At 61.0% G+C, this 25,442-nt stretch carries 23 protein-coding genes; 11 read left to right on the top strand and 12 right to left on the bottom strand.

The features are described from left to right. Positions 1-87: 87 nt before the first annotated feature. The 6 genes from BSZ35_RS08360 to BSZ35_RS08335 form a co-directional block, all read right to left on the bottom strand. Positions 88-543 carry a four helix bundle protein gene (locus BSZ35_RS08360; RefSeq protein ID WP_219846615.1) on the bottom strand — a complete coding sequence of 152 codons (456 nt, stop codon included), beginning with the start codon at positions 541-543 and terminating at the stop codon, positions 88-90. 48 nt (positions 544-591) lie between these two features. Next, complete coding sequence (locus BSZ35_RS08355) at positions 592-1,506, bottom strand: stomatin-like protein (RefSeq protein WP_105012006.1); 915 nt, start codon at positions 1,504-1,506, stop codon at positions 592-594. Positions 1,507-1,638: 132 nt separating this feature from the next. Beyond that, entirely contained in the window at positions 1,639-2,229 is a 591-nt protein-coding gene (locus tag BSZ35_RS08350) for an NfeD family protein (protein WP_105012005.1), read from the bottom strand. A 112-nt stretch (positions 2,230-2,341) separates the two neighbouring features. Continuing rightward, positions 2,342-3,175, bottom strand: coding sequence for an ABC transporter permease (locus BSZ35_RS08345; protein ID WP_105012004.1), 834 nt, complete (start codon positions 3,173-3,175; stop codon positions 2,342-2,344). A gap of 232 nt (positions 3,176-3,407) precedes the next feature. Beyond that, the gene (locus tag BSZ35_RS08340) at positions 3,408-3,668 is read right to left on the bottom strand and encodes a hypothetical protein (protein ID WP_105012003.1); all 261 of its coding nucleotides are present in this window, start codon (positions 3,666-3,668) and stop codon (positions 3,408-3,410) included. Positions 3,669-3,798: 130 nt separating this feature from the next. After that, positions 3,799-4,158, bottom strand: a complete 360-nt coding sequence (locus BSZ35_RS08335) for a hypothetical protein (RefSeq protein ID WP_105012002.1) — start codon at positions 4,156-4,158, stop codon at positions 3,799-3,801. Positions 4,159-4,544: 386 nt separating this feature from the next. Here BSZ35_RS08335 and BSZ35_RS08325 point away from each other — a divergent pair, with 386 nt between their 5' ends. The 4 genes from BSZ35_RS08325 (at position 4,545) to BSZ35_RS08310 (ending at position 9,688) form a co-directional block, all read left to right on the top strand. After that, positions 4,545-5,294, top strand: coding sequence for a DivIVA domain-containing protein (locus tag BSZ35_RS08325; protein WP_146110038.1), 750 nt, complete (start codon positions 4,545-4,547; stop codon positions 5,292-5,294). Between the two features lie 99 nt (positions 5,295-5,393). Beyond that, the gene (locus tag BSZ35_RS08320; RefSeq protein WP_258096153.1) at positions 5,394-5,849 is read left to right on the top strand and encodes a hypothetical protein; all 456 of its coding nucleotides are present in this window, start codon (positions 5,394-5,396) and stop codon (positions 5,847-5,849) included. Positions 5,850-6,169: 320 nt separating this feature from the next. Next, a complete protein-coding gene (locus tag BSZ35_RS08315; RefSeq protein ID WP_181149248.1) occupies positions 6,170-8,152 on the top strand; it encodes a M1 family metallopeptidase in 1,983 nt (660 codons plus the stop codon). A gap of 225 nt (positions 8,153-8,377) precedes the next feature. Next, positions 8,378-9,688, top strand: coding sequence for a nucleoside transporter C-terminal domain-containing protein (locus tag BSZ35_RS08310; RefSeq protein ID WP_105011999.1), 1,311 nt, complete (start codon positions 8,378-8,380; stop codon positions 9,686-9,688). Positions 9,689-9,868: 180 nt separating this feature from the next. Here the strand turns inward: BSZ35_RS08310 and BSZ35_RS08305 are convergent, their stop codons facing one another. The 3 genes from BSZ35_RS08305 to BSZ35_RS08295 form a co-directional block, all read right to left on the bottom strand. Next, entirely contained in the window at positions 9,869-10,264 is a 396-nt protein-coding gene (locus BSZ35_RS08305) for a hypothetical protein (RefSeq protein ID WP_105011998.1), read from the bottom strand. 302 nt (positions 10,265-10,566) lie between these two features. Then, on the bottom strand, positions 10,567-11,412 hold the full coding sequence (locus BSZ35_RS08300; RefSeq protein WP_105011997.1) for a universal stress protein: 846 nt from the start codon (positions 11,410-11,412) through the stop codon (positions 10,567-10,569). A 112-nt stretch (positions 11,413-11,524) separates the two neighbouring features. After that, complete coding sequence (locus tag BSZ35_RS08295; RefSeq protein WP_105011996.1) at positions 11,525-13,981, bottom strand: ATP-binding protein; 2,457 nt, start codon at positions 13,979-13,981, stop codon at positions 11,525-11,527. Between the two features lie 421 nt (positions 13,982-14,402). On the opposite strand from BSZ35_RS08295, the gene BSZ35_RS08290 reads away from it, so the two are divergent. The 6 genes from BSZ35_RS08290 to tgt all read left to right on the top strand — a co-directional run bounded on the left by BSZ35_RS08290 (position 14,403) and on the right by tgt (position 21,040). Next, positions 14,403-14,789, top strand: coding sequence for a BlaI/MecI/CopY family transcriptional regulator (locus BSZ35_RS08290; protein WP_105011995.1), 387 nt, complete (start codon positions 14,403-14,405; stop codon positions 14,787-14,789). Then, positions 14,776-16,566: a M56 family metallopeptidase gene (locus tag BSZ35_RS08285; RefSeq protein ID WP_105011994.1), complete on the top strand. Its 1,791-nt coding sequence runs from the start codon at positions 14,776-14,778 to the stop codon at positions 16,564-16,566. The genes BSZ35_RS08290 and BSZ35_RS08285 overlap by 14 nt, the downstream gene beginning before the upstream one ends. 329 nt (positions 16,567-16,895) lie before the next feature. Continuing rightward, complete coding sequence (locus BSZ35_RS08280) at positions 16,896-17,468, top strand: TetR/AcrR family transcriptional regulator (protein ID WP_105011993.1); 573 nt, start codon at positions 16,896-16,898, stop codon at positions 17,466-17,468. Positions 17,469-17,582: 114 nt separating this feature from the next. Next, on the top strand, positions 17,583-18,941 hold the full coding sequence (locus tag BSZ35_RS08275; protein WP_105011992.1) for an AI-2E family transporter: 1,359 nt from the start codon (positions 17,583-17,585) through the stop codon (positions 18,939-18,941). A 353-nt stretch (positions 18,942-19,294) separates the two neighbouring features. After that, entirely contained in the window at positions 19,295-19,882 is a 588-nt protein-coding gene (locus BSZ35_RS08270; RefSeq protein WP_219846613.1) for a hypothetical protein, read from the top strand. Positions 19,883-19,909: 27 nt separating this feature from the next. Further along, positions 19,910-21,040, top strand: coding sequence for a tRNA guanosine(34) transglycosylase Tgt (gene tgt / locus BSZ35_RS08265; protein ID WP_105011991.1), 1,131 nt, complete (start codon positions 19,910-19,912; stop codon positions 21,038-21,040). Between the two features lie 908 nt (positions 21,041-21,948). Here the strand turns inward: tgt and BSZ35_RS08260 are convergent. From BSZ35_RS08260 to BSZ35_RS08250, 3 genes are all read right to left on the bottom strand, one after another. Further along, a complete protein-coding gene (locus BSZ35_RS08260) occupies positions 21,949-23,223 on the bottom strand; it encodes a patatin-like phospholipase family protein (RefSeq protein WP_105011990.1) in 1,275 nt (424 codons plus the stop codon). A gap of 203 nt (positions 23,224-23,426) precedes the next feature. Beyond that, a complete protein-coding gene (locus BSZ35_RS08255) occupies positions 23,427-23,858 on the bottom strand; it encodes a phasin family protein (RefSeq protein ID WP_105011989.1) in 432 nt (143 codons plus the stop codon). 72 nt (positions 23,859-23,930) lie between these two features. Further along, on the bottom strand, positions 23,931-24,440 hold the full coding sequence (locus BSZ35_RS08250) for a polyhydroxyalkanoate synthesis regulator DNA-binding domain-containing protein (RefSeq protein WP_258096152.1): 510 nt from the start codon (positions 24,438-24,440) through the stop codon (positions 23,931-23,933). A 198-nt stretch (positions 24,441-24,638) separates the two neighbouring features. Here BSZ35_RS08250 and BSZ35_RS08245 point away from each other — a divergent pair, with 198 nt between their 5' ends. Beyond that, positions 24,639-25,442: an alpha/beta hydrolase gene (locus BSZ35_RS08245; RefSeq protein ID WP_105011988.1), complete on the top strand. Its 804-nt coding sequence runs from the start codon at positions 24,639-24,641 to the stop codon at positions 25,440-25,442.

The raw sequence follows: 25,442 nt of genomic DNA, 5'->3' as shown, positions 1-25,442 counted from the left end.
AGGGTTGAGCTGAGTTGGAGGGAGATAGGTGCAAAGAACGTCGGTGCCGGTCCCGTATGGGGATTGGGAGTAGAGGGAGCGTGGAAGTCAAGAGAGATCGTACGAGATGTTGGGGGCGTGCGTCTTGCTCGGGCGGCACCAGGGAGCAGGGTTCTGCATCATATTCACGAGACCGCCGCAAATTCGGTCGTATGTGGAGTCGAGTTTATCGAAAGACTCGCGATCGAGATAGCTGCAATCACGGCCGAACTGGAGCCACGTTCGTGTTTCCGCCGCTTCTGCATCTGCATCCGAGCGCTTGCTGACGAAGTGCTTTTCGTATCGGCGCTTGCGCCACGCTTCGGCAATGTTTGCGCACACGGATCGCGACGACCGTCGAATTTGATCCGTTAAAGAGTAGGGGGCTTCTTTCGGCCAGTCTTTCGACAGCTCAAAAATCTGCATGGCAACCTCGTGTGAGTGTTGGTACACGCGCAATTCTCTGAACTCTTGAATCGCCATGGCTGCAAAAGAGGCTTTGGCTGAATCGGATATGCTCCTCATCTCTGCTCTCTCCTCCCGTGCTCCCACGCCTCCACGCTCAAGTGGGAATCACTCCTTCCGAATCGGATTCGTCACCTCAGAGGCACCCTCAAAGAAGGATCGCATATTGGCGGCATCCATCGGGAGGACGCTCACGTTCGCGCCGTCGATGACGTCGCCGAGGCGGTCGATGAACTGCTCCGTGAGACGCATCTTTACGGCCAGCGAGCCCCCGGGCTGCGAAATAGCGTCGGCGATGCGCTCGATGCCGTTGGCCGTTGCTTCGGCGATGAGTTCCATCTCGCGGGCGTCGCCCTCCGCTTCGTTGATGCGCTGCTGTCGCCGACCTTCTGACAGCAGGATCGACTCCTGTTGCTCCCCTTCCGACACGTTAATGCGTGCGTCCCGCTCCCCGCTCGATTCCGTAATCTCGGCCCGCTTTTCACGCTCGGCCTCCATCTGTTTCTCCATCGTGCGCACGATGTCCTCGGCCGGCTGGATGTCCTTGAGTTCGTACCGCATCACCTTCACGCCCCATGGATCGGAAGCCTTGTCCAGTTCCTTCACAATGGCCTCGTTCATCGCGTCCCGTTCGCTGAACGTGTCGTCGAGCGTGATCTTACCGACCTCGCTCCGCATCGTCGTCTGTGCCAGGTTCACGGCCGCCAGCCGATAGTCGTTGATGCCGTAGCTGGCCTTGTAGGAATCCATTACCTTCAGGTACACGAGGCCGTCCACATCCACCTCAATGTTGTCCTTGGTAATACACTTCTGGTGCGGCACGTCGAGCACCTGCTCGCGCGTCTCCTGTCGGTAGGCCACGCGGTCCACAAATGGAATCACGAAATGAAAGCCGGGCGTGAGTGTATCGTGGTACTTGCCGAAACGCTCCAGAATGACCTCTTCCCGCATCTCCACGATGATGAACGTGTGGTAGATGATGAAGAAGGTGACGGCGAGAACGAGCAGAAGGAGGGTCCACATGGGAATAGAGAAAAGGGACAGGGAGTCAGCGAAATGGGGAGCCAACGGTCTCGCTTGAGGCGCCGGACGAGTCTATAGTCGTATTGCGTAGGATCCGGAGTTGGACGGAATACGCAGTACGCAATACAATCGTTACTCTTGCACGCGGGCGGACGGATCGTAGTCGAGACCGGAATCGGGAGGCGTGCTCTCGTTGCGAGCGTCGGATGTACCAGGGGCGGAAAGGTCTTTGCCGGTGGCCTCCGAAAGCTCCGCGTCGAGGTCGGAGTCGTCGGCTGCCTTTACGATCCACGTGAGGTTGTCGCGGTAGAGGAGTGTGGCGTCGGCCCCTTCGGGCAGCGTGCCGTCTACGGTGCGAGCATCCCACTCTGCGCCCCGGAATCGGATGCGGCCCGGCTCGTCTTCAGTCACCTCACTGAGGACGGGCACCGTCTGCCCCATTGCCTCCGCGTCCTCGTCGGTGAGGGATAGCGAAATGTCGCCCTGGATGAAGCGCATGGCCAGCGGGCGCAGCGCGATGGTGAGGGCGACGGACAAAAAGGCCCACGTGATGATCGCCGTCCAGGGATTGATGAGAAGGCCCAGCGCCCGAAGTCCTGCAATCACGAGCCCGCCGATCCCGAGGAAGCCGGCCACACCGCCGGGCAGCACCGTCTCCACCGCCATCAGCAGGAGGCCGCCGACGACAAAGGCCCAGGTTAGAAGGGTCGGATCCAGGTCCATGGCCAGAGGTGAAGGGTGGATGCAAGAGGAACCGGTTCCGTCACCGGCATGGGTAGGATAAGAGACGTATCAGGGAGGGACAAGTTCGTTTTCGAGGAGCGGAAGTGGTTTCTCATGAACCGGCGGATTGGCTTGTTGGCCTCCCGAAGGCAAGCTGCTCGGCGTCGGTCATAACGGCGCGCCCCATCAGCCCACTGCTGAGCAGGCTCGTGAGCCCCCCCGCGGCAAAGATCATGGCCATGATGACGAACTGGTAGAGCGCAGCGTATATCGGGTTGTCGCCCGCGAGAATCATGCCCGCCATGATGCCGGGAATCCAGACCCAGCCGAGGCTCTTTAGGGAGTCAACCACAGGGATGAGAGCCGATCGGACGCTGTCCCGCACGTGGGGCGCCAACACGCGTTGCGGCGGGCCGCCCAGGGCCAACCCCATTTCGATCACGTCCCGGTTGGCGGTCACCTCTTCTTTGAAGCGATCCAGCGCGAGGCCGTTGATTTTCATCGCATTGGCGATCACCATGCTGCCCACTGGGACGAGGCTGCGCACAGTGGCCTCAATTGCCCCGGCGGCCGTCATGAGCACGATGGTCAGTCCGGCGCCCACGCCAATAGAGAGAAGCGAGATCCACGTCACCTGCGGCAGCCCCTCTCCCCGCTGCTTCGAGATCCACGTGGCCCCGCCCACCATGCCAAGCAGAATGAGAGCGCTCCAGCCCAGTGGCACCGTAAGCAGCACGCCGATGAGCAATCCGACCGCGACGATCTGCACGAAGCCGCGCACGAAGGCCGTGCTCAGCTCCGTTTCGAGCTCGAGCCGCCGTCCCCACGAGAGTCCGATCACGAGGAGGGCGAGCAGCGACGCTGCCCCAACCTGCACGAGACCCTCGAGCACCACAGGCTCTTGTGCCTGCGCCCACACGTCGGTGAGGGTAGACCAAAACGACATAGTCGGAGGCGTCTGATTCGAATCAAGGGGGCAGCCTGCGTGCTCGTATGTTACCCGACGGTGGACGGCAGACCACAGTCGGCATCTAGGGCAGGAGGGGGGCGCTCGACCCCGCTGGTTTCAAGCCCCGACGGAGGGAACGCCCCTATTTCAACGGGCTCGGAAGGCTGAGTCCTGAGGGACAAGACGTGATGCGTGAGTGCGCTGTTTGTGGGCAGTTCCGCTTCACGGTTCATGGCTGTCGCTCAGTCCACTCGTAGAGGGCCCGATGCTTCACCGCGTCCCCGAACAAGCAGAGGCCTGCATTCAAGACCGCGAGGCTCACAGTCCCGAGGGCCACCCATTTCCAGGTCGACGTTCGTTTGGACTTGAGAATGGCTGACTGTCCGATTAGGCTTGCCCCGAGTCCCACAGTCACGAGTCCGAGAGGCGCGAGAGATTTCCACTTTTGATAGTGTTTGGCGGCCGTTTCGGCGTCAAGGTCGGTGTGCATAGCGGGGGATGTGCTTGAAGACGGAAGCGCAATGTCCAATCATCGCAGAAGGCAACGAGAGCTCCGGTGGAGCAAACGAGGCGTCCGGGTCGCAGATTTCCTGATTAGCGGGGCGGGCATCACGACAGTGTTATAATTCCTCGTCTTCAAATAGTACCGTGACGCTGGGCAAGAGGTCGTGCTCACGGGCGAGGCTGAGCGTCGCGTTGGCGGCCACTTCCGGAATGTCGTAGGTGCCGTGGACCGTACTTTCCGTAGCGAGGGCATAGGCCACGTCCTCCTCGTCCTCCAATTCGGGCGGATTTTCCCACGCCGTGGCCTCTTCAATCATGTATGTGCCGTCGTTGGGCATGAACGAGACGATGTACCGCTCTTTTTCGGCGTCGGCGTCGATGAGGCTCACACTACCAATGAGCCCGTACTCGAGGTCGTAGAACAGAGATTCCGCAAGGAGGCGATGCGTGAAATTTTCTAGGTCGAAAGACGGCATGGAGAATAAACCAGATTCGAAAGGGACGAGGACGTGTAGGGTATTTACCGCTATCGAGCTTGTCAATCCGGTGCGGGCGAGGCCGGCACAGATTGGCATCGCGTCGAGGGAGCGGGATCCAATGCGGATGGGGGGGCGGTGGTGGACGCCCGACCTGAGCGACCACGTGCTCCAGCCGCGCCTTGTGGGGCAAAGCAGATTTGCATCGGTTACGGAGACGTGAAATTTTGAAACGAAGCGTAAAGACGAAGGGAAGCAGAGGCGGTTTTGCCTGCAAAAATCGGCCAATGGGTCGGGGGAACCGAGTGGCCAGCTCCTGCACGATTTTTGTGTTGTGAACGTGATCCCCGACTGCCGTGCCCTTCACGACTCCCCATTTTCAGTTCATGGAACTCACATCAGCCGATATTCGCAACCGTTCATTTTCCCAAAGTCTCCGCGGTCTCGACGAGGAGGAGGTGCAGTCATTCCTTGGTGAGGTGGCCGATCGATGGAGTGAAATGCAGCGTCGTGTCCAGAAATTGCAGAGTAAGATCGACGAGATTGGCGACACGGCCGACAAGGTCCAGAAGGCTCGGGCGCGTGCCGAGGAGGAGAGGAAGGAGATTAAGGAACAGCAGGAAGCGGTCGATGCCAGAGAAAAGCAGCTCGATGAGCGCGAGCAGAAGCTGGAGGAGAAGCGAGACCGAGTCGAACAGAAGGAGGCCAAACTGCAAGCGGTGGCTCGGCGCTTGCAGGATGCTCTTCAGAAGGAGCAGGAGGCCCTGTCGGCGCTTTCCCCCGAATCCGCTCCGGCGTCGGGGGGCGAGGCCTCAAGTACAACAAATGGCGAGGCGGCGTCCAGCGAGGAGAAATCGACGGAGGAATGGGTCGACTCCCTTTTTCCGAACCGGCTTCCGGAGACCGAAGACACCGCATCGGCGGAGGAGGCCTCAGAGGCGGTAGATGAGGAGACCGACGACGAACCGTCGGCGAGCGAGTCCCAGTTTGAGGCCATCAAGGAGGACGTGCAAGGCATGGGGCCGTCCGAAAGCTCGTCCTCCACGTCGGCATCCACCGATGAGGAGGACGAGAGTCCCCCGACGGACGAGATGGAGCGGATTTGGGACGTCTTCGACGAGACGGGACAGGCGTAGCGACGCCTGGATTTGGAGGTGCGCAGTGGCCGATGCCGAACGTCTGTGTGGGTTCGGCGTTTTATAGCTGCGTCGGCTTTCCACAACACCACTGTGCTCATGCCCCTACTTCGTCTGCGATTGTTTTTCCTCATCGGAGTGTTCGGCCTGTGTGCATTGCCCGCCGCGGCCCAGTCCGAGAACGTGACGACAGTAGAGGGGGCGGATGGCGAGCAAATGACGCTTACGGCCCAGCCGCACAGTGTGGCCGACGGCCTCTCGGTGCGGGCCATGGGCATCGAGGCGACAGATACCGCTACCCGCTGGGTGCTCAGTCTCATTGGAGCAGATCCCGAGGACGAGATCTCACTGACGTACGGGGACCAGTCGCTGCGAATTCTGGAGGTCAACCGCCCGGACGATGGCGTCGGGCCCACCAAGGTGTACGTTACGCAAGAGGACTTTCTCACGATGGCCGAAACCGGAACGGTAACGCTCACGGTTGGGGACGTGTCGACCACGCTTCCCGAGCAGCTCCGCCGCGAGATGCGGATGATCTTTGACAAGATCACCTGAACGGAGGCGTGTGGGCGCGGGGACTAAGAGACTGTTTTGATTTCACACGATCGCATTTCAGGCTGAGCGTAACGACCGCAGGTCGTCGAAATCTCTCTGTTAGGGGCTTCCGAACTATGAACGGTCTCCTCAGGTCGGCGAAACACCTCTGCGATTTTCAATCCGGCCAAAAATCAAAACAGTCTCTAAGGGCCTTGGCGGAAGGAGACTGCTGAGGGAGAGGGTTCCTCGTCCTTTAACCCGCTCTTCGTTCCAATTGAGAAAAGAAGCGCTTACATTGGAAGACGCGCTTTCGCTCTTTTCTCGATGTGTCTCTCGCCATGACTGATACCCTCCGCGCTGCTCTCTGGACCGTGGTGGGGCTGCTTCTTGCCGGACCCGCCCTCGGCCAGACTGTGCCTCAGCACAACCTCGAATCCTTTGAACCCCTCGACCTGCCCGATCCCAACGAGTATCGCGCCGCCGATGGCCGGCCCGGCGATCAGTACTGGCAGAACGAGGCGGATTATCAGATCGATGTCGAGCTCGACACGGCCAACAACCGGCTTACGGGCCAGCAGACGATCACGTATACGAACAACTCGCCGAAGGAGCTGGAACGACTCTGGGTGCAGTTGGAGCAAAACTACTTTAAGCCCGACAGTCGGGGGGCGCGGGTCGTCCCATCCGACGCCCGGTTTAGCGGCTTTTTCGAAGGGGCGGGCTATGAGTTGTCGAATGTGCAGGTCACGCGCAACGGGGACACCGTCTCCCCCGACTACGCTGTGCATGGGACGCGCCTTCTCGTGCCGTTGAGGGAGGCGCTGTCGGCCAATGGCGGCACCCTCACGCTCACCATCGATTGGAGTTTCCAGATTCCTGAGTTTGGGGCCGACCGTCACGGCATTCTCGACGTGGAGCAGGGCACCGTGTACCAGCTTGCACAGTGGTATCCGCGGATGTATGTACACGACGACGTGAATGGCTGGAACGCGCTGCCCTACCTGGGACAAGGCGAGTACTACCTGGAGTACGGCACCTTCAACGTCAACATCACGGTGCCGCGCAACATGATTGTTGCGGCTACTGGCCAGCTTCAGAATCCGGAAGAGGTCCTGACCCAGCAGCAGCGATCGCGTCTGGAGAAGGCCCGTCAGAGCCGGGAGACGGTTATGATCGTGTCGCAGGACGAGGTGGGCGACGCGGATACGCGCCCCGACGGCAATGGTCCGCTGACCTGGGAGTACAAGGCCGAGGAGGTGCGCGACTTCTCCTGGGCGGCCTCGCAGGCCTTCATTTGGGATGCGGCACAGGCGAAAACCGGTGAGCGTACGGTTCTGGCCCAGTCCTTCTACCCGAAGGAAGGGCTTGGAACCGAGAAGAACCCCGGGTGGGAGGAGTCGACCGAGTACGTGCAGCACTCCGTCGAATTTTACTCCGATTTCCTGGCGCCGTATCCGTATCCGAACGCCATTAACGTGGCGGGAGTCGTGGCCGGAATGGAGTATCCACAGATTATGTTCTGCGACGTGGAGTCGCGGGGGAAAGGTCTCTTCGGCGTCACCGACCATGAGTTTGGTCACACGTGGTTCCCGATGGTCGTGGGATCGGATGAGCGACGCTGGGCCTGGATGGACGAGGGGCTCAACACGTTCATGAATCAGTACTCGGAGGATGCCTTCTACGACAACAGCAACCGGCAGAGCCTACAGCAGGTCTCGCGCGTGCTCGGCCAGCGGTTTGCGTCGTCGCCCTTCTCCGACCAGCCCGTGATGACGTACGCGGACCACATCCGCGACCAGGCGCTCGGCTTTCTCGCCTATTACAAGCCCGCCAACGGCCTCATGCTGCTCCGAGAGTACGTGGTGGGGCCGGAGCGCTTCGATCGAGCGTTCCGTGCCTTCTTCGACCGTTGGGCCTACAAGCACCCGAAGCCCGCCGACTTCTTCCGCACCATCGAGGACGTGGCGGGGGAAGACCTGGACTGGTTCTGGCGCAGTTGGTTCTACGAGACCGACGATGTCGACCACGCCGTGGCCAACGTGGCGACCGGCGACACGACGACGGTTACGCTTGAGCAGAAGAAAGAGCTGATGCTTCCGATGACGGTGCAGCTCCGCTTTGAGGACGGGTCCTCTAGTCAGAAGCGCATTCCGGCGGAAGCCTTCTTCACGAAGGACACTCACACCCTCACGTTTACGGACCGCACGCTCCAGCAGGTGCAGCTCGACCCGAACCAGCTGCTCCCGGACGTGAATCCGAACAACAATACCTGGAGTGCGACGGAGACGTCGAGCACGAGCTCCTCCTCATCACAGAACTGAGGAGAGATTGGAAGAGAGAGGAGTCAACTCCTGCTCCGTCGGTGTGCTTGCCATGAGGGAAGAGGGCGTTGGACCTACGTCCAGCGCCCTTTTCTCATTTAACGGGTCACTTGACATTCGCGTATTGATTTTGTTCTCACGCCCTTGTCGCTTGCCATTCCAAAGCAGATGTCTATATTACGCCCTGTCCCGTTCGGTTAGACCTCTCACGCAGTGCTCCACTACATGTCGTTTCCCGTCGCCCTCCTGCGCGGCCTCATTGGCGTCACGGTCTTTCTCGGCATTGCCGTTCTGTTCTCCACGAATCGAAAAGCCATCAACTGGCGACTTGTGGGCGTGGGGCTCGGGCTGCAGCTGATCTTTGCCATACTGGTGCTTAAGACCGGGCCCGGCGAGATGGTGTTCGATACGCTTGCCACCTTCTTCGACACGCTGCTTTCGTTCACCTACGAGGGGTCGGAATTCATCTTCGGCGACCTTGGGAATCCGGCGGAAGGCAATAACTTTGCCTTTCAGGTGCTGCCCACGATTATCTTCTTTGCGTCGCTGATGGGCGTGCTGTATCATCTGGGCCTCGTACAGCCCCTCGTGCAGGGCATGGGATGGCTCATGCAGAAGTCGCTGCGCATCTCGGGGGCCGAGTCGCTGGCTGCCTCGGCAAACGTGTTTATCGGGCAGACGGAAGCGCCGCTCGCGGTAAAGCCCTACGTGGAAGACATGACCCGTAGCGAGATCATGACGCTCATGACGGGGGGCATGGCGACAATAGCAGGCGGTGTGCTGGCGGCCTATATCGGGTTTCTTGGGGGCGACTCGGCGGCCTCGCGGCAGCTCTTCGCCAAGCACTTGCTATCGGCCTCGGTGATGAGTGCCCCTGCGGCCATTGTGATGGCAAAAATCCTCGTGCCCGAAACCGAAACGCCAGAGACGCAAGGCGGAGCGGAGGTGAAACATCATGAGGAGAATGACAACGTCATCGAAGCGGCCGCCAGCGGCGCATCTGATGGCCTGCGCCTGGCCCTGAATGTGGGTGCCATGCTGCTGGCGTTCATTGCCCTCATTGGGGCCATCAATGCGGGCTTCGAATGGGTGGGGGCACCGACGGTCTACGGCACAGAGCTCTATAACCTAAACGTGCTCGTGGAGCAGGCGTCCGGGGGGCGCTTTGAGACCCTCTCGCTAGAGGCCATTTTTGGGTTTCTCTTTGCTCCGCTGGCGTGGGCCATGGGCGTGGAGGCCGCGGACATCCTCCAGTTCGGTACGCTGCTGGGCGAAAAGGTGGCCGTGAATGAGTTTGTGGCGTACGCCTCGCTGCGCGACCTGAAGCCGGTGCTCAGCGAGCGGTCGACCATCATTGGCACGTATGCCCTCTGCGGATTCGCCAACTTCTCGTCCATCGCCATTCAGATCGGCGGCATCGGCGGCATTGCGCCGTCCCGGAAGAGCGAGATTGCGGCGCTTGGACTGCGGGCGGTGGTCGGCGGGGCGCTCGCCTCGTGGATGACGGCCACCATCGCTGGGGTACTCGTGGGGTAGCGGCTCGTCTTCGAGAAGGACGGCACGCCGGTTTCAGTTCACACGATCAAAAGTCAAGCTGATCGTAAAGACCGCAGATCGGCGAGCCCCGTCAGTGTAAGGGCCTTTCGAACGATGCAGGGACGCCGAGGACTGCGCCTTCTCTCCGATGTTCAGGCGAGCGAACATCAAAACAGTTTTCTAGGCAGTGTCCCGATCGACATGCAGGTCAACGTGATCGGGACGGGTGCTGAGGTAGTCTCGAAGTGTCTCTAGGAGGGTGTCGAGCAGCAGGGCGTGCTGTTGCTCGGAAAGGGGCTCGTCGGTATCCGGTGCATCGAGGATCACGAGTCGCACCTCATCGCTTTCCGCCGACGTCGACGCAAACGCAAAGTCGATGTGGGGCGGAGCGCCCTGCCGGTAGTGTCGAAGCACGAGGGCGGGCACGGCTTTCTGATCGGCGTAGTGCCGCGATGCACGTTCCAGGTACACCCAGCCGCGGGTTGCGTCGGCAAAGTCGGCCAGCACCTCCAGCGGCGTGAGTTTGGCGTTTGACGTGGGGGTGAGGGCGAGGTTCGCAATTGGGTCCGTGTCCATGAGCGTTGAGCGGTTGGGCGTTGAGCGGTTGGGTGTTCTGCGCAAGTGTTCGGCGTTTGGAGAGAGGCGTTGGGAAGGGACTTGAGTCCGGACGAAAGCGGGGGACGTTCCCGCTCGTCCCTTGAAAATGGGAACGCGTCATGCACAACGCAAAACCCGAAACGAAAATTGAAACTAGTGGCCAGTCAAACAGAAGCTGTCGGATTCCGAATTGAACACGCTGTGTTGAATACAGCATTCTGCAGCCTGAAGACCGTCCACTGGCCCATCGGTCTCCCCGACATGGAAAACGTGACGCACCACTAGCGCACCACGAGCAGTGGGCGGTCAATTTCGTAGAGAAATTGTTGTAGGGGGACATTGCAAAGGGGCGGGCATCCGGCAGGGAGCACCAGGAGGCCCTCTTTTTCGCGGGCAAAGGCGGAGAGACGGTGCATCTCGGCGGGGGTGAGCTGGCGACCGTGAAGGGGAAGATCCCCCTCCCCGTGGCGTGTTTGAATGCGGTTGCGGAGGCGGGTCGGATCGACGTCGGCCTCCGGAGGCGGAAAGAGGAGCTGGATCGGGGTGCCATCGGCCCGCCGCGAAATCTGGAGGACGAGGCGGAGGGCGGTGTCGGCCGCGTCCGAGCCGTCATAGTAGACCAGAAGAGGATGTTGGGCCGGCACGGTTTTTCGCAGCACCATGACCGGCGTCGGTGCGTCAGACAGGAGGGTCCGGCTCGTGTTGCCGAGGCGGCGGCGACTGCTGGCAGTGCTTGTTTTGCCCAGGATGAGAAGGTCGGTTCCTTCGGCGGCCCGCAGCAACTCCTCTGTCACTTGCCCCTCTACGGTCCGAAAGGCGTGGGAGACCTCGGCCTGCTCGGCCGCCCGCTGGAGGGTGTGCTCGGCGTATGTGGCCCGGTAGCGTAGCTGGCGTTGGAGGCGCTGGTTGCTCAGACGCTTGGGTGGGGCGGTGTACGTGCGCACTTCCTTCGCAAAGGGGAGCTGGGCCGCCCGCTGCAGCGTCTCGTCCTCGACGAACAGTCCCTCCACCTTGGCTTCGAAGGTTGCGGCCAACCGGACGGCAGCGTCGAGGGCTGCCCGGCTGTGGGGGGAGGCGTCGAGAGCCACAAGAATGTTCTGGGGGGAAGAGGAAGACTCCTCGCTCATGGCGCACACGGTCGTAAAGGTTCAAAGGGAGGAGCGTCGGTCCGATACGGAAATTGTGACGTGGGAGAACACTATTTCCCAATATCACACTTTACGAATCACTCATCACGTATCACGCGTCGACCGATTCCATTTGTCCATCTGTGAGGGCAAACTGGCGGCGACGGTTGGCAAATGTGCGGAGTTGCGCCTCCACCTTTCCGTTGATGGTTCCCTTCGGGAAAGCCCCCTGTTCATTTCGCGTCCCGGCCTCGAGGCCCGTCAGCAGCTCAATGCCCTGGTCGACAGTTTCCACGGGATAGACGTGAAAGTCGCCCGCCTTGGCGGCATCCACCACGTCGGGCCGAAGCATAAGGTGGTCGGTGTTGCTGGCCGGAATGAGCACCCCCTGCTTGCCGGTGAGGCCGCGCTCCTGGCAGATGTCGAAGAAGCCCTCGACCTTTTCGTTGACGCCCCCGATGGGCTGCACGATGCCGTGCTGGTTCACCGATCCGGTGACGGCGAGGTCCTGCCGCAGGGGCACGTCCGCCAGTGCCGACAGAAGGGCATAGAGCTCCGCCGACGAGGCGCTGTCTCCGTCGACGCCGCCATAGGTTTGCTCGAACACGAGACTGGCCGAGAGGGAGAGCGGGTACTGTTGGGCAAAGCGTCCTTGGAGGAAGCCGGAGAGGATGAGCACGCCCTTGGAGTGAAGGGGGCCGCCGAGGGCCGCCTCGCGCTCGATGTCTACGATTTCTCCCTTTCCTAGCCGCGTGCGGGCCGTAATGCGGTTTGGTTTGCCGAAGCTGAAGCCGCCCAGGTCGAGGTAGGCAAGGCCGTTAACCTGCCCCACAGCGTCGCCGTCCGTATCAATGTAGATCGTTTCCCGCTCAATCGATTCCTGCATCCGCTCACGCATCCGGTCGGCACGGCGGATCTGGGCGTCAATGGCCTGTTGCACGTGCGCATCGGTCACCGTCTCGGCGTCGTCCTGCCCGGCCCAGTAGTGGGCCTGCTGCACCAGGTCGCGAATGCGCTCAATCTTGCCACTGAGCTTCTCGGCGTCACTCACGAGACGCGTGCTGTGCTCCATGACGTGCGTCACGGCTGCACGATCGAAGGGACGCAGGTCCTCGTCCGCAATCATTGTGGCAATGAGGTCGGCATACTCCCCTTCGTGACCCTCGTCTCGGTCGATCTGCTCGTCAAAGTCGGCCATGACTTTGAACAACCGGTCCATGTCGGGGTCGTAGGCATCGAGGAGGTAGTAGAGCAGCCGTTCGCCCACGACGACGAGTTTCACGTCGAGAGGGATGGCCTCCGGTTCGAGCGTGACGGTTCGGATAAGGCCGAGGGCCTGTCCGGGCGATTCAATCTGAATCTCGTCGTTCTGGAGAGCCCGCTTCAGGCCCTCCCAGGCGTAGGGCTGCGTCAACAAATCGCGGGCCTCCACGATGAGGTAGCCCCCGTTGGCCTTGTGGAGCGCGCCGGACTGGATGAGATTAAAGTCGGTGACCAGCGCGCCCATCTGGGCAATCTGTTCCACCTGACCGACGAGATTCTGGTAGTTCGGGTTGTCCTCGAAGATCACCGGCGCGCCGTCGGTATCGCCATTATCGACGATGAGGTTTACGCGGTAGCGCCGCCAGAAGGCTCCGTCTGGGGGGGCGCCCCGCTGCCCGCCCTGCTGTCCCTGCTGCATCATTGGGGACTGCTGGGCCTGTTGCTGTCCGCCGTCCTGCGACGCCTGTACGAAAAAGTCGACGTTCTCGATAATGTCATTCCGGACGGCCGTGAGAAAGTCGAGCACCGCCTCCAGATTGCTATACTTTTGCCGGAGGACGTTAATGGATTCGTCGACCGCAAGGGCCGCCATTTCCTCGTTTAGCTCTTCGATGCGCTCGTGGGCCTCGCGCTCGTGCTCCGGCACCTTTCGCAGGATCTCCTGGAGCTCCTCCTGATACTCGTCGATTTGCGTCTGGACCTGCTCCCGCTCCTCGTCCGGCATCGACTCAATTTCCTCCGGGGCCACCACTTCGCCGTCGCGGATGGGGGCAAAGGCAAAGCCCTGGGGCGTGCGGATGAGGGCAATATCGTCCTCGCGGGCCCGCTCTTGAAGCCGTTCGAGGGCGACCTCCTGGTCCTCCCGCACCTCCTCCTGAATCATCTCGCGGCGCGACTGATACTCTTCGCTTTCAAACGCCGCGGGAAGGGCGGTCTTGAGCTCCTCGATGAGATCGTCAATGTCTTCCTTCAGGTCATGGCCGCGCCCCGGAGGCATCTTCAGGACGTTCGGCTCCCGCTCCTCATCGAAGTCGTTGACGTAGCACCAGTCGGGTGGGGTCTCCTCGTCCTCGGCCTGCTTCTCTAGCAGATGCTGCACGAGCTCGCGACGACCGGTCCCCGACGGACCGAGAGCAAAGACGTTGTACCCGTCGCTTTCGATGTTCATCCCAAACTCCAGGGCCTCGACGGCTCGATCCTGGCCCACAACCTCGGTGTCGGCCGGCAGGTCGTCGGTGGTCTCGAAATCAAACTGAGACGAGTCGAAGCGGGTGCGTAGAACGTCCGGAGAAAGAGCGTCGATCATGTACGGGAAAGCGTCATCGGTTCGTTGCGGGGCGCGAAACGGCGTACCGGAGTCGGTACACCAAAGAGAAGGAGGAGGCCGATCTTCGGCAAACCATCCATACTCATAAGCAAGTTGGGGGGCGGAGTTCGGAATGGATGCTTCTCTCACACAAACCTCACTCAGAAGCACATGGGGCGGGAGGGGAGAGAAGAAAATGGCTTGCCTTGAAACGAGGCCCGATTTCAAGGGCCCTATGGAGAAAATCGATGATCTCAGAACATACGAACGACTTCGTAGTAAAGTACGAGCGAGTTCGTATTTGAGGGCGAACATTCACCCCTACGTGCTTCCGTGCTCTTGTGCGTTCGAGAAAGCGACAATCGACAAGAGTAACGGAGACGCAGTCGTTCATTGTGATCTTGTTTCTCACCGCTCCTCCATGCCCCCCGACCTACCGCTCCCCACCGACGCTGAGCTCGCCATCCTGCGTGTGCTGTGGACACACGGCCCGGCCACGGTGCGCACCGTGCAGGAGCGTCTCGACACCGACCAGGGCTACACGACCGTGCTGAAGCACTTGCAGCTCATGCTGGAGAAGGGGCTCGTGACCCGCGACGAATCCGGCCGGGCCCACGTGTACGCGGCTGTGATCGAGGAGGCCGACACGCAGCGCCGCCTCGTCCGCGACCTGTTGGACCGGGCCTTTGAGGGATCGGCGCGCCAGCTCGTGATGCGGGCGCTCGCCACCGAGGACGTGTCCCGCGACGAGCTTAACCAAATCCGTGATCTTCTAGACCAGTTCGACGAGACCGATGACCCTGCCTGACTTCTGGACGCTTTTGTCTGCTTCCTCCATCGACCTGCTGGGGTGGACGCTCCTCCACTTCGTGTGGCAGGGGGCGCTCGTAGCTGTGCTACTGGCGGGGACATTGCGCCTGCTGGACGATCATCCGCCCCGGGTTCGCTACGTCGTGAGTTGTGCAGCGCTTCTCACTCTTCTCGTGCTACCGGTGGCCACGGGTACCTTGCTGAGCGAGCACGTTCTCGTGGAGGAACGCGGAGCCCCAATCGCATCGGTCCTCCCAGCAACTGTGGATGCGCCGTCTGTTGAGTCTGCACCAGTACCTACAACTATTGAGGGGGCCCGGTCGGCCTCCTGGTACGAGACGGCGGCCGCTGGGCTCCAGCCGGCCCTGCCTTGGATCGTGGTCGTTTGGGGCTTCGGCGTCGTGGTATATGCGATCCGGCTGGCCGGCGGGGCGTGGCGCGTCCGCCGACTGCGCCGCACGAGCACACCCGCTCCGAGCAAATGGCAGGATCGACTGCGACGCCTCGCGGACGAGATGGGCGTGTCAGGTCCGGTGGCTCTTCGCCAATCGGTGCGGATCGACAGTCCAATGGTCGTCGGGTGGGGGCGGCCCGCCGTGCTGGTGCCAGCAGGAATTCTCACCGGCTTTCCGCCGAACCAGGTAGAGGCACTGCTCCGGCACGAGCTGGCTCACGTCCGGCGTCACGACGTGCTGGTGGGGCGCCTGCAGGCGGTTGTAGAAGTGCTGCTCTTCTTCCACCCAGCGACGTGGTGGATTTCGAAGCAGGTGCGCCGAACCCGAGAAGCCTGCTGTGACGCTCTCGCAGTGGATACGGGCGCCAAGCGCACCGTGTACGCGAACGCCCTCACCACTTTGGCAGAACAGGCCGTGGGCGGAACGTCTCCGGCCTGGACCCCGGCGGCGAGCGACGGATCATTACTCGGGCGAATTCAACGCGTGCTCGCACCGTCCGAGGCCCCGTCGACGCACGTGCAGCGGCTCTCAATGGGGGCGGCGATTCTGCTCCTCACGGGTCTACCGCTCGGGCTGGCCGCGTGTGCCTCACAGCAGTCGACCGCAGACACGGAGTCGGATCGCGCAACGGCGGAGCAGACCGTGGACGTGATGGAGACGAGAGAAAGAGAAGGGACTACCTCGGCAGAAGCATCTCCTACCGATTCAACAACGAAGGTACGGGAGCGGAGAATCGTCATCCGGAGCGATTCAACGGAGCGCACCCTTCGCCTCGGGGAGGGCGGCCCATTCGAGATTGACAGTCTCGGGGACGGCACGGTCGTGTTCTGGCGAGGAGGGGACCGCGACACTCTCGATCTGCCGAAAATCCCGGATCCGCCGGAACTGGGGGACCTGGATATCGACATTGACGTCGACAGTCTCGATCGGGCCATCAGGGCAGGCATCAACGTCGACAGCATCGAGCGTGAAATCCACGCTCGAATCGACGCCGACAGCCTTGAGCGCGAGGTTCGCACCCGCATTAATGCCGACAGCCTCGAACGCGTCCTTCGAATGCGGCTCAATCCCGATAGTCTTGCCCGAGTATACACCCGTCGGGCGGACAGTCTCGTGACCCAACACCGTGCAGATGCTTATCGCCTGCGCCGTCACATGGACAGCCTCCGGCGGCAGATGGAGCGAGAAATGCCGGAGCAGCTGCGCGAACAGGCTCGGCATCTCCGCGAACAGGCCGAGCGGCTTGAGGAGCGTGCCCGAGAGAGGGAGGGGCAACCCCGACCGGATGAATCTACGCCCCCAGACCCGAATGGGAGATGAATACCATCTACCGAAGATAATTCTACGTATCCAAGCGTCGTCCCGTAAAGAAATCGACTTTCTTTTCGAACGGCTGCATGCCGCACTCCGTTGCGGGATTATCACCGGTGGACGTGGGCACTCGAACTCGATTCTACCATGGAGCCGGAATGATCGCGTTTCCCTGTGCATCCGCGCCGTCTGGGCACGATCGTTGATCAGAGGCCGCCTCCCGGCCATTTACGAGCCCGGGCCACGCACGGCGACCTTCGGCCGGTCAATACTGGAACGTTCGTTTCTATACTGCTTTTATATCTCAGACTCATTCCCCATTACAACGGCTCCACAATATGCCTCGCACGAAGGAGTTCGATCCAGAAGAGGTTCTGGACCAGGCCATGGAGCTATTTTGGGAGCAGGGCTTCGAGGCGACGAGTGCACAGGATCTCGTGGACCGAACGGGACTGAGTCGATCCAGTCTGTACAACACGTTTGGGAGCAAGCAAGAGTTGTATCTGCAGGCGCTGGATCATTATCGCCGTCAGGGGGCCACAGGGGGAGAAGGACTCCTCGACCAGTTTGGGTCGGCACGGGCTGCCATTCGGCATCTGCTGGACGAGGGCATCCCGAGGCAGGGAGAGAAGCGGGGTTGTTTTCTTGCCAACGCAGCGGTGGAGCGGGCTCATTGCGACGACGAGACACACGAGCGGGCCTGTGAGAGCCTCGCTCGTATGCACGAGGTCTTCCGGATTCTCGTTGAGCGGGGACAGGCACAGGGAGAGTTTTCGCAGGAGCGTGAGGCCGAGTCGATGGCCCACTTTCTGGCGAACACGTACTTCGGGATGCAGACGATGGCGAAGCTCGACCTGCCGATGTCGGTGTTCGAGGATGTAGTGGAAGGGGCTGTGCGCGCACTGGAGTAACAGGCCGGGCCTGAACCCTGCCTGCTGTTCGCTGTAGCAGGGAACGCCGGAGAAGGCAGGAAGCAGGTCTTTCCATCGTCGGTGATTGGTTTCTGTCAGTGCGAGAGGTTCTCCATGTCGTCCCCATCTGAATCTCCAGAGTCGTCATCGTCGTCCCTGTTTGAGGCGGAAAGCGAAACGCCGGCGTCCAGTTCGTCCTCTTCAGAGCACAGTGTATCACAATCGGCCTTCGAGCGCATCACGGCGTTCGAAACCGTGCTCATTGCCGGGGGAGTGGTGCTTTTTTTGGCCCTGCTGTATCAGATGCAGGTATCGCCTCAGGAAGGGAGCTTTCTCAATCCTCCCCTTGTGGGACTGGCAGGGGCTCTGCTGCTTTGGCCCCTCCGGCGCCAGAAGGCCGCCCGTGCCCTCATGCTGTCTGGGGGCGTTCTGTTACTGCTGTGGACGATCGACAAGCTGAGTCGCGTTCTCATCCCATTTGTCGGGGTGTACTTGCTCGCCTATCTATTGAATCCCCTCGTGGCGGCCCTTCGCAAGCGGCTTCGGCTGCCGCGCTGGGCGTCCTCGCTGCTGATTACGGGGGCCGTCGTCGGCACCTTTGCGCTGTTTGTTCTGATTCTTGCGCCCAGCGTGACCGACCAGATTCAGGTCTTGTCGGATCGCCTGCTGGACGGGGTGGGCGGATTCCGGTCGTGGTTGGCCTCGTCCTCGGTTCTCGACACCCTGGAACGCACCGGGCTCATCGAAAAGAAGGAAGCATTGCAGCAGCTGCAGGCGCTGCTGCAGCGGCAGGCCCGCCGGTTGCCAGAGGCAGTGGAGGGGGTGGCCTCCTCGCTCGGGTCCGTGCTGGGCGTCGTCACGCTCGTGGCGCTCGTGCCGGTGCTGCTCTTCTACACGTTGCGGGACTACCCCGACATTCAGGCGAGCCTCACGGAGCTCTTCCCGACGGCGGGGGGGCGGCGCGACTATCTCGTGCAGGCCGGAAGCATCGTGGGACAGTACCTCCGCGGCCAACTCATGATCAGCTCCATTGCCGCCTTCAACGTGTCGGTGCTCCTCTTCGTCTTCGACGTACCGTTTTGGCTGATCATTGGGTTGCTGGCCGGGCTGCTCAATTTTATCCCGCAGCTTGGGGCCATAATCGCTTTGGTCGTAGGTGGACTGGTGGCTTTCCTGTTAGCGGGCTGGGTGAAGGCGGCCGTGGTGATCGCTGTTCTGCTGGGGGAAAGCTTTCTTGAGCAGAGCGTGCTGACGCCCAATATTCTGAGCTATCAGGTGGGGCTGCACCCGCTGCTGGTGCTATTCTCGTTGCTCACGTTCGGGATGTTTCTCGGCATCTTCGGCCTACTTATCGCTGTCCCCCTCACTGCGATCTTGGTGACGGCCTACCGGGCCTATCGCGAGGAATTGACCCTCGAACTCGGCGAGTATGGTGGGGAAACCGAGGCGAACGGCGCAAATTCTGGCGTCTGAGTAACATTGTGGAGACAGAGATCCACAGAACAGGACTCCAGGGCAACTCACCCGGACTCGGAGTGTAATACTAGTTCTCGAGATTCGGTAGCACGAAATCGGTTCGAGTAAAGACGGAACGACCGTTGCGGTTGGGGCTGGGGATTCTGCTTTGTAGCTTACCACCGTGATTCGGTGTAGGGTGAGCTCGGCATTGCAGATAGGAGTGCCCGTGGAGGAACGAGCGGTGCCGAGGCGGCCCGTGGCTGCCCCTTTCGGCTCCTAGTCCATGATTGCTCGGCAAGATTCTCCATCCGCACAACTGGAGGTCCGCTCCGCCGTCCATTCTTGCTCACAGACCGAGCACCGTCACTGTGACGCCCATAGCAGACTCTCCACGTTGTTTCGATCCCAGCTACTCGCTTCTCGGGCGTGCGATTCGGACATGGACCTCCGATCGACGGCGGGCCGAGGCCCTGTTTATTGTTGTGATAACCGGCCTGGCTCTCGTTCTGTTGATGACCCACTATCTGGGGTGGGCGCTTCTGAAGCCGGTGCTGGCAAGCAATCCCTCGTGGCAACTGTTCTTTTGGGCGGGCCAGTTGGCATCGGTCGTGCTGTTGGGAGCCCTTGGTCTCGTTGGATTTCGGCCCGCGGTTGCGGTGCGTTGCACGTCCGCGGCTCTTGAGCTTACGCAGGGGGCGCGCTCGCACACGGTTCCCTACGAGGATATTGACCGTGTGGAGACGATCTCGGCCACAACCTACCACCGGCACTACCGCCGCTACGCCAACACGGATGTGTTTGTAAGTGTGCTGGAGGAAGAGGTGTTGCTTCTGCGTACGGCCGAAGGACCGGTCGTCGTTGCCCTGCCCGATCCTGAGGACCGGGAGGCCGTGCAGGCACAGATTCGTACGGCCGACGTCGACGTTCCGGAGCCGGTGCCCCAGCCGCAGTCCTGAGTCTTTTCTTGAGTCTCCCGTCATTTCGTGACGTTTACGCTCGATCATACGGATGCCTCGTCGGCGGCTCGTGCGGGTCGCCTCCACACGAGCCATGGGACGGTGGAGACGCCGATCTTTATGCCGGTGGGCACGCGCGGAAGCGTGAAGGCGGTGTCCCCCCGCACGCTCCGGCAGGACGTGGGCGCTGAGATGATTTTAGGCAATACCTATCACCTCTTTTTGCGTCCTGGGCTGGACGTAATCGAGGGGGGCGGTGGACTGCACGAATTTATGCGATGGGAGGGGCCGATGCTTACCGACTCGGGCGGCTATCAGGTTTTCTCGCTGAGTGACCATGCTACGCTCTCGGAGGAGGGCGTCGAGTTTAAGAATCCGATTGATGGGGATACGCACCTCTTTACTCCTGAGAATGTGGTCGATACGCAGCGCACGCTGGGGGCCGACGTGATGATGGTGCTCGATGAGTGCCCGGCGGCGGACGTGTCAAAGGCGTACGCTCGGCGGTCCAACGATCTCACGCTGCGCTGGGCTGAGCGGGCCAAGGATCGGTTCGACGAGACCGATCCGCGCTACGGGCACGAGCAGGCACTGTTTGGGATTGTGCAAGGAGTGGTGTATCCGGAGGTGCGTCGGGCATCGGCCCGGGCACTGGTCGACCTCGGCTTTCCGGGGTACGCGATTGGGGGGCTCAGCGTAGGGGAGCCGCACGAGCAGATGTACGAAATGGTGTCGGTGACCACGGCTGAACTGCCGGCCGACAAGCCGCGCTACTTGATGGGCGTGGGCACGCCCGCCAATTTACTGGAGAACGTGGCCCGGGGCGTCGACATGTTCGACTGCGTGATGCCCACGCGCAACGGGCGCAACGGGCAGCTCTTTACCACGGAGGGCATCATCAATATTAAAAATGCCCAGTGGACCGACGATCACACGCCCATCGATCCGGGGCTCGATACGTACGTGTCGCAAACCTTCACGAAGGCGTACGTCCGGCATCTTCAGAAATCACGCGAGTACCTGGGGCTCCAGATTGCGTCTCAGCAGAACCTGGCGTTTTACTGTTGGCTCATGCGCGAGGCACGGGCCGCCATTCGGGAAGATCGCTTTTCGAGTTGGAAGGAGGAGGTGCAGCCTCGAGTGTCGCGGCGGTTGTAGAGTGGCGGCCGGAGATTGGACACGTCGGATGAAAGGAGGGAGGCTCCGCTGCCCGTAGGCCACGTGGGTGTGCCCGAAATGTATGGGAGTGTGGGCGTATGGGGGGACGGACGGATCTGCTCCGATGAAGGACCAGATCCGTCTCCTCTGGTGAGAGGCGATTGTCTTGCCAGAGAGCTCGCCGATGGCCGACCGCCGTGCTGGTAAGCCGATTCCCACTAAATGTTCTCGGCACGTCTTGTGCCACATGTAGATTGCATGTGGGGCCGCTTTCAGCCGCCAGAAACGGCCACCATCGTCGCTCCTGGACATCTCTGTGGATTTATGTGATTAACCGCAGTACGGAGAATCGCTTTCCTCGGCCCTTTTGCTTCGCGATAAGGCAAATGCCTGTTTTCAATCATGAACGTTCATTTTTCGCTTGATCGAAAAACGAACCAAAAAGATCAAGGGCTGTGAAAACTCAGGCTGACGCTGGGAATCCCGGATTCCCTGCTCCGGGGGGCTCTGCGCGTCAACCGATCTCAGATCGGTAATCTCGCTTCCGTTCAAGCAACGACGCGCAGCAGAGACGCCTCCCTTCCCGCCGTCCGGGCGCCTGACTTTTCAAGGCCGGAACAGCTCCGCACCACTGGATTGTGCCCTGAAAGAACCGGTGCAGCATCTTGCGGACATTCCCAAAAACCTACACAGATGCCCTAGAGCGACGAAGGTGCGGGTTTCTTGGAAGGAGCACACCGGAGCACTGCACATACTTCACACTGTAGCACAGCCTGTTCTCAGCGGTCAAAGAGCATGCTGGATGGCCGTCCATCGTCGGCCGTCCGTCGTCATCCTGGTGAAATGTGAGCAGTCGACACGTGGGGGCTGCTTCGAGGCTGCACCGGAGCTGGCAGCTCGGAAACGAGTTACGCCGCTTCAGAGCGGACGCGGGCGAGAACTTCATCGAGTCGATCCAACACCTGATCGGTTTCCCGCAACACATCGGCGGTGGAGGCGTCGTGTTCGCCATTCCGTTCCGTTGCGGGCAGGGGCGTAGGGGGATCCTTGTAAAGCGAGCGCGATTCGTCCTGGAGTACATCCAGGCGAAGGGTGAGGCCGTGGCGTGCCAGCATTGGTCCGATCTCGTCGGCCCGGTTGAGAAGGTGGCGTCGCGTGGCCTGGTAGGCGTGCTCGCAGACGTCGTGGCGGTTCTTGAAGCTGAAGATGTTCGAGAAGAAGAGACTCGTATCGTCGCACTCCGGCTCAATGAGGAGCAGGTCGGCGTCCGGATGGGTGTGCTCGTACTTCTTGAAGCCCGTTTTCTTGCGGGAGTCTACGATGGCGCGGAAGGTTTGCGAAAGCACCGTAGGCAAGCCCCGGTCTGCAAGGGACGGCGGCGCATCCATGTCGTCCAGCAGGCGGCCGGCGTGCTGCTTTATCTGAATGTTGATTGGCACGATGGGATTGATGCAGAAGAGCAGGTCGGCCCCGGCATCGAGGGCCACGCTGGCGTGCACCGTGCGACGAGCCACACCGTCGATGTATTGCCGTCCGTCAATCTCCACCGGTGTGTAGAGGCCGGGCAGTGCAGTTGAGGCCTGGATGGCAGAAGAAATGGGCACGTGGTCGTGTCCCGGCTCGCCAAAGACGACCACGTTGGCCGAGTCGAGGTGCATGGCCACGACATAGAGTTGACGTTTCAGGCGACGGAAGTCGTTGGTCCGGCCGCCGGTAGAGAAAGCTTCTGAAAGGAAGCGTTCCAGCGGGGCATTGGTGAAGAAGCCTGTTGGGAGGACCGACCCAAACGTGGACAGGAGGCCGAAAAGGGAAAGATCCCTCGGGTTGCAGGCGTAGTAGCGAAGGGAAGACGCAAGGGTTTTGGGCAGTTTCCAGAGGCGTCCGGCGTACTCTCTCATGGCGGGCCGAAAGAGCACCTCGGGGTTTAGGTTGAGGGTTGGATCGGCGGCCTCCCCAATCACAGCGCGGCTGAGGGTACGGGCCGGCACCCCGTTTGCGAGCATCGACCCGATGAGGGCCCCAGAGCTGACGCCCACGTACATATCAAGGTTGTGCAGCTCTACGCCCTCTACCGCCTCGTCGAGGGCGCTAAGGGCGCCGATTTCGTATATGGCCCCTTCGATCACGCCTCCGGCACACCCGAGGCCGATGGTACTGCGGCCGGTTCGTCCGTTCGTCGTCATCGTGAATGCTCCATGTCTGTGAGAGAATCAGGAGACTGTATTGGGGGAGTACGGAAGCGGTTCCAGTGCGCCCCACAGGTCGATGCCATGAGCTTCACAACTCAAAGAATGGCCCGTTCCTTCGCAGTGACAAAAACAGTGCCACGCCGTACGAAAGGAGCCCCGTGCTTCGGGACTCCTCCGTACTTTTCGGCGATGGAGGGTTACTTCTTGCCGTCCGTCTGGGCGTTCCGGTCCGAAAGGGTGCTCGACAGCTCGTCCACCTGTTTCGAGAGCGTCTCCACCTTCTCGGAGAGGCGATCAACCTCCGAGCGCGTGGGAACGCCGAAGCGTTCCAGGGCGGAATTAACGGTGTCGAGCAGGAGGGACTGCGTTTCCTCGCCGGCCTCTTCGAGCTGGGTGAGGGCCTTGTCGCCCTTTTCTCGAACCTCCTCTTCGGCTTCCTTTAGCTCTTTTCGCCGTTCTTCCTCGAACTCCTTGCCCCGCTCCACGAGGCGGTTGTAAAGCTTATTGCCTTCCTCTTCCACCGTGGCAAGGGCTCCGAGGCCGGCCAGCCACACGTCGCGGCCGCGTTGGGTCAGTTCGTCTTGAAGGGTATCGGTACGGTCGTTGGGTTTCTTGCTTTGAGCAGTCATGGGTCGAAGTGTTGGTTGTGAGTGCATTGAGCGAACGTGCGGTCGCCTTCACCGGCGGTCTGGAGGGAGACATCACGAGGAACGATCCACATCCGCCGCAGCCGGAGGGGCGTCGGATGACGAAGGCGGTCGCTCCTCATCCAAGTTGTCGAGAAGGACGGAGAGTCGGTGTTCAAGCTGACGCAGTTGGGAGCGTAGCTCGTCCAGTTCCTGGGCCCGAGGGGTTTGCACGAGTTGCTTCAGGCGCCCCAGCGAACTCTGCACCAAGTCGTCGACGGTCGACCGAATCTGGTCGATGCTCGTATCAACCATCTCCTCACTGCGTCGGAGGATCTGGTGCAGAAGATCGGACGGAATGACGTGGCGGCCGTCCTTTCCCTCCTCCAGAATAATCTGCGTGAGGGTTTGAGCCGTCAGGTCTTCGTCCGTAGCATTGTCCACCACCTCTACCGTTTCCCCACGTCGAACAAGTGTAGCGATGTCGCTTAGCGAGACGTACTCACTTGCCTCGGTGTCGTAGAGCTTCCGGTTGTCGTATCGTTTGATGCGGCGGGCCATGAGAAACCAGGATGAATCGGACATTCGTAACGCAACGCGTCATTCGTGTGTATTTTGACGCACCGTGTTATAAATTGATCCCGCCTCGGTCGGCTCTCTGTGGAGTTCACATTCGTGAAGGGCGGAAAGGGCCGTCAAAGACCGTGCTGAAATGAACGATCCGGAATCGAAAAGGTAGCAGGCATCGGCTCAATACGATGATTCGCTGGTTCCGGTGTATGCATGCCCTACCTTTCGGTCGATAATGCACGGCTTTACTACGACGAAGAAGGGACGGGTCCTCCCCTGCTCTTTATTCACGGCCTCGGCTCGAGCACGCGGGACTGGTTTGCGCAGGTGTCCCATTTTGCCGATCGCTATCGCGTGATCCGCCTAGATCTTCGGGGACACGGGCGTTCGGAGTCCACACAGGGGCCCTATCACATGGCGCAGTTCGCTAGAGACGTGGCCGTGACGTTGCGGACGCTGGATGCGACCCCTGCACATATCGTGGGATTGTCGATGGGGGGGATGGTGACCCTCCAGCTGGGTCTCGACGCCCCCCGGCTCGTCCGACGCCTCGTCGTGGTCAATAGCACCGCCGATGCCCGGTTGCGGACGTGGAATGACATCTGGTTTTACGTGTCGCGACGCACAGCCGTGCAGCTGCTGGGCATGCGGCGCGTGGGGAAAATTATTGCGGGACGACTCTTCCCGAAGCCGGACCAGACGAACCTGCGCCGCGAATTTATCAAGCGCTGGTCACAGAACGATCGGCAGGCATACCTGTGGTCCATTGATGCGATTATGGGGTGGAGTGTGAGGGAGCGGCTCTCGTCTCTTTCCGCTCCTACGTTGCTCGTGGCCGCGGAGCACGACTATACGCCGGTCGCCACCAAGAACCGGATTGCGACTCGCATCCCCGACGCGCGGGTGGCCGTGGTGGACGATGCCCGTCACGCACTGCCCGTCGAAAAGCCAGAGGCCTTTAACTCGATCGTCGAGGAGTTTTTGACGTCGGAGTGCGCCTCCTCGGAGCCCGAATAG

This window comes from Salinibacter sp. 10B, assembly GCF_002954405.1.
Classification (GTDB): Bacteria; Bacteroidota; Rhodothermia; order Rhodothermales; family Salinibacteraceae; genus Salinibacter.
Note: the sequence above shows the minus strand (reverse complement) of the source record. Positions and strands in the feature narration are given on the sequence as shown.

What these genes read in the sequence shown, in the direction of transcription:
- BSZ35_RS08360 (WP_219846615.1), bottom strand. Translation starts at nt 543, where the DNA reads ATGAGGAGCATATCCGATTCAGCCAAAGCCTCTTTTGCAGCCATGGCG.
- BSZ35_RS08355 (WP_105012006.1), bottom strand. Translation starts at nt 1,506, where the DNA reads ATGTGGACCCTCCTTCTGCTCGTTCTCGCCGTCACCTTCTTCATCATC.
- BSZ35_RS08350 (WP_105012005.1), bottom strand. Translation starts at nt 2,229, where the DNA reads ATGGACCTGGATCCGACCCTTCTAACCTGGGCCTTTGTCGTCGGCGGC.
- BSZ35_RS08345 (WP_105012004.1), bottom strand. Translation starts at nt 3,175, where the DNA reads ATGTCGTTTTGGTCTACCCTCACCGACGTGTGGGCGCAGGCACAAGAG.
- BSZ35_RS08340 (WP_105012003.1), bottom strand. Translation starts at nt 3,668, where the DNA reads ATGCACACCGACCTTGACGCCGAAACGGCCGCCAAACACTATCAAAAG.
- BSZ35_RS08335 (WP_105012002.1), bottom strand. Translation starts at nt 4,158, where the DNA reads ATGCCGTCTTTCGACCTAGAAAATTTCACGCATCGCCTCCTTGCGGAA.
- BSZ35_RS08325 (WP_146110038.1), top strand. Translation starts at nt 4,545, where the DNA reads ATGGAACTCACATCAGCCGATATTCGCAACCGTTCATTTTCCCAAAGT.
- BSZ35_RS08320 (WP_258096153.1), top strand. Translation starts at nt 5,394, where the DNA reads ATGCCCCTACTTCGTCTGCGATTGTTTTTCCTCATCGGAGTGTTCGGC.
- BSZ35_RS08315 (WP_181149248.1), top strand. Translation starts at nt 6,170, where the DNA reads ATGACTGATACCCTCCGCGCTGCTCTCTGGACCGTGGTGGGGCTGCTT.
- BSZ35_RS08310 (WP_105011999.1), top strand. Translation starts at nt 8,378, where the DNA reads ATGTCGTTTCCCGTCGCCCTCCTGCGCGGCCTCATTGGCGTCACGGTC.
- BSZ35_RS08305 (WP_105011998.1), bottom strand. Translation starts at nt 10,264, where the DNA reads ATGGACACGGACCCAATTGCGAACCTCGCCCTCACCCCCACGTCAAAC.
- BSZ35_RS08300 (WP_105011997.1), bottom strand. Translation starts at nt 11,412, where the DNA reads ATGAGCGAGGAGTCTTCCTCTTCCCCCCAGAACATTCTTGTGGCTCTC.
- BSZ35_RS08295 (WP_105011996.1), bottom strand. Translation starts at nt 13,981, where the DNA reads ATGATCGACGCTCTTTCTCCGGACGTTCTACGCACCCGCTTCGACTCG.
- BSZ35_RS08290 (WP_105011995.1), top strand. Translation starts at nt 14,403, where the DNA reads ATGCCCCCCGACCTACCGCTCCCCACCGACGCTGAGCTCGCCATCCTG.
- BSZ35_RS08285 (WP_105011994.1), top strand. Translation starts at nt 14,776, where the DNA reads ATGACCCTGCCTGACTTCTGGACGCTTTTGTCTGCTTCCTCCATCGAC.
- BSZ35_RS08280 (WP_105011993.1), top strand. Translation starts at nt 16,896, where the DNA reads ATGCCTCGCACGAAGGAGTTCGATCCAGAAGAGGTTCTGGACCAGGCC.
- BSZ35_RS08275 (WP_105011992.1), top strand. Translation starts at nt 17,583, where the DNA reads ATGTCGTCCCCATCTGAATCTCCAGAGTCGTCATCGTCGTCCCTGTTT.
- BSZ35_RS08260 (WP_105011990.1), bottom strand. Translation starts at nt 23,223, where the DNA reads ATGACGACGAACGGACGAACCGGCCGCAGTACCATCGGCCTCGGGTGT.
- BSZ35_RS08255 (WP_105011989.1), bottom strand. Translation starts at nt 23,858, where the DNA reads ATGACTGCTCAAAGCAAGAAACCCAACGACCGTACCGATACCCTTCAA.
- BSZ35_RS08250 (WP_258096152.1), bottom strand. Translation starts at nt 24,440, where the DNA reads ATGTCCGATTCATCCTGGTTTCTCATGGCCCGCCGCATCAAACGATAC.
- BSZ35_RS08245 (WP_105011988.1), top strand. Translation starts at nt 24,639, where the DNA reads ATGCCCTACCTTTCGGTCGATAATGCACGGCTTTACTACGACGAAGAA.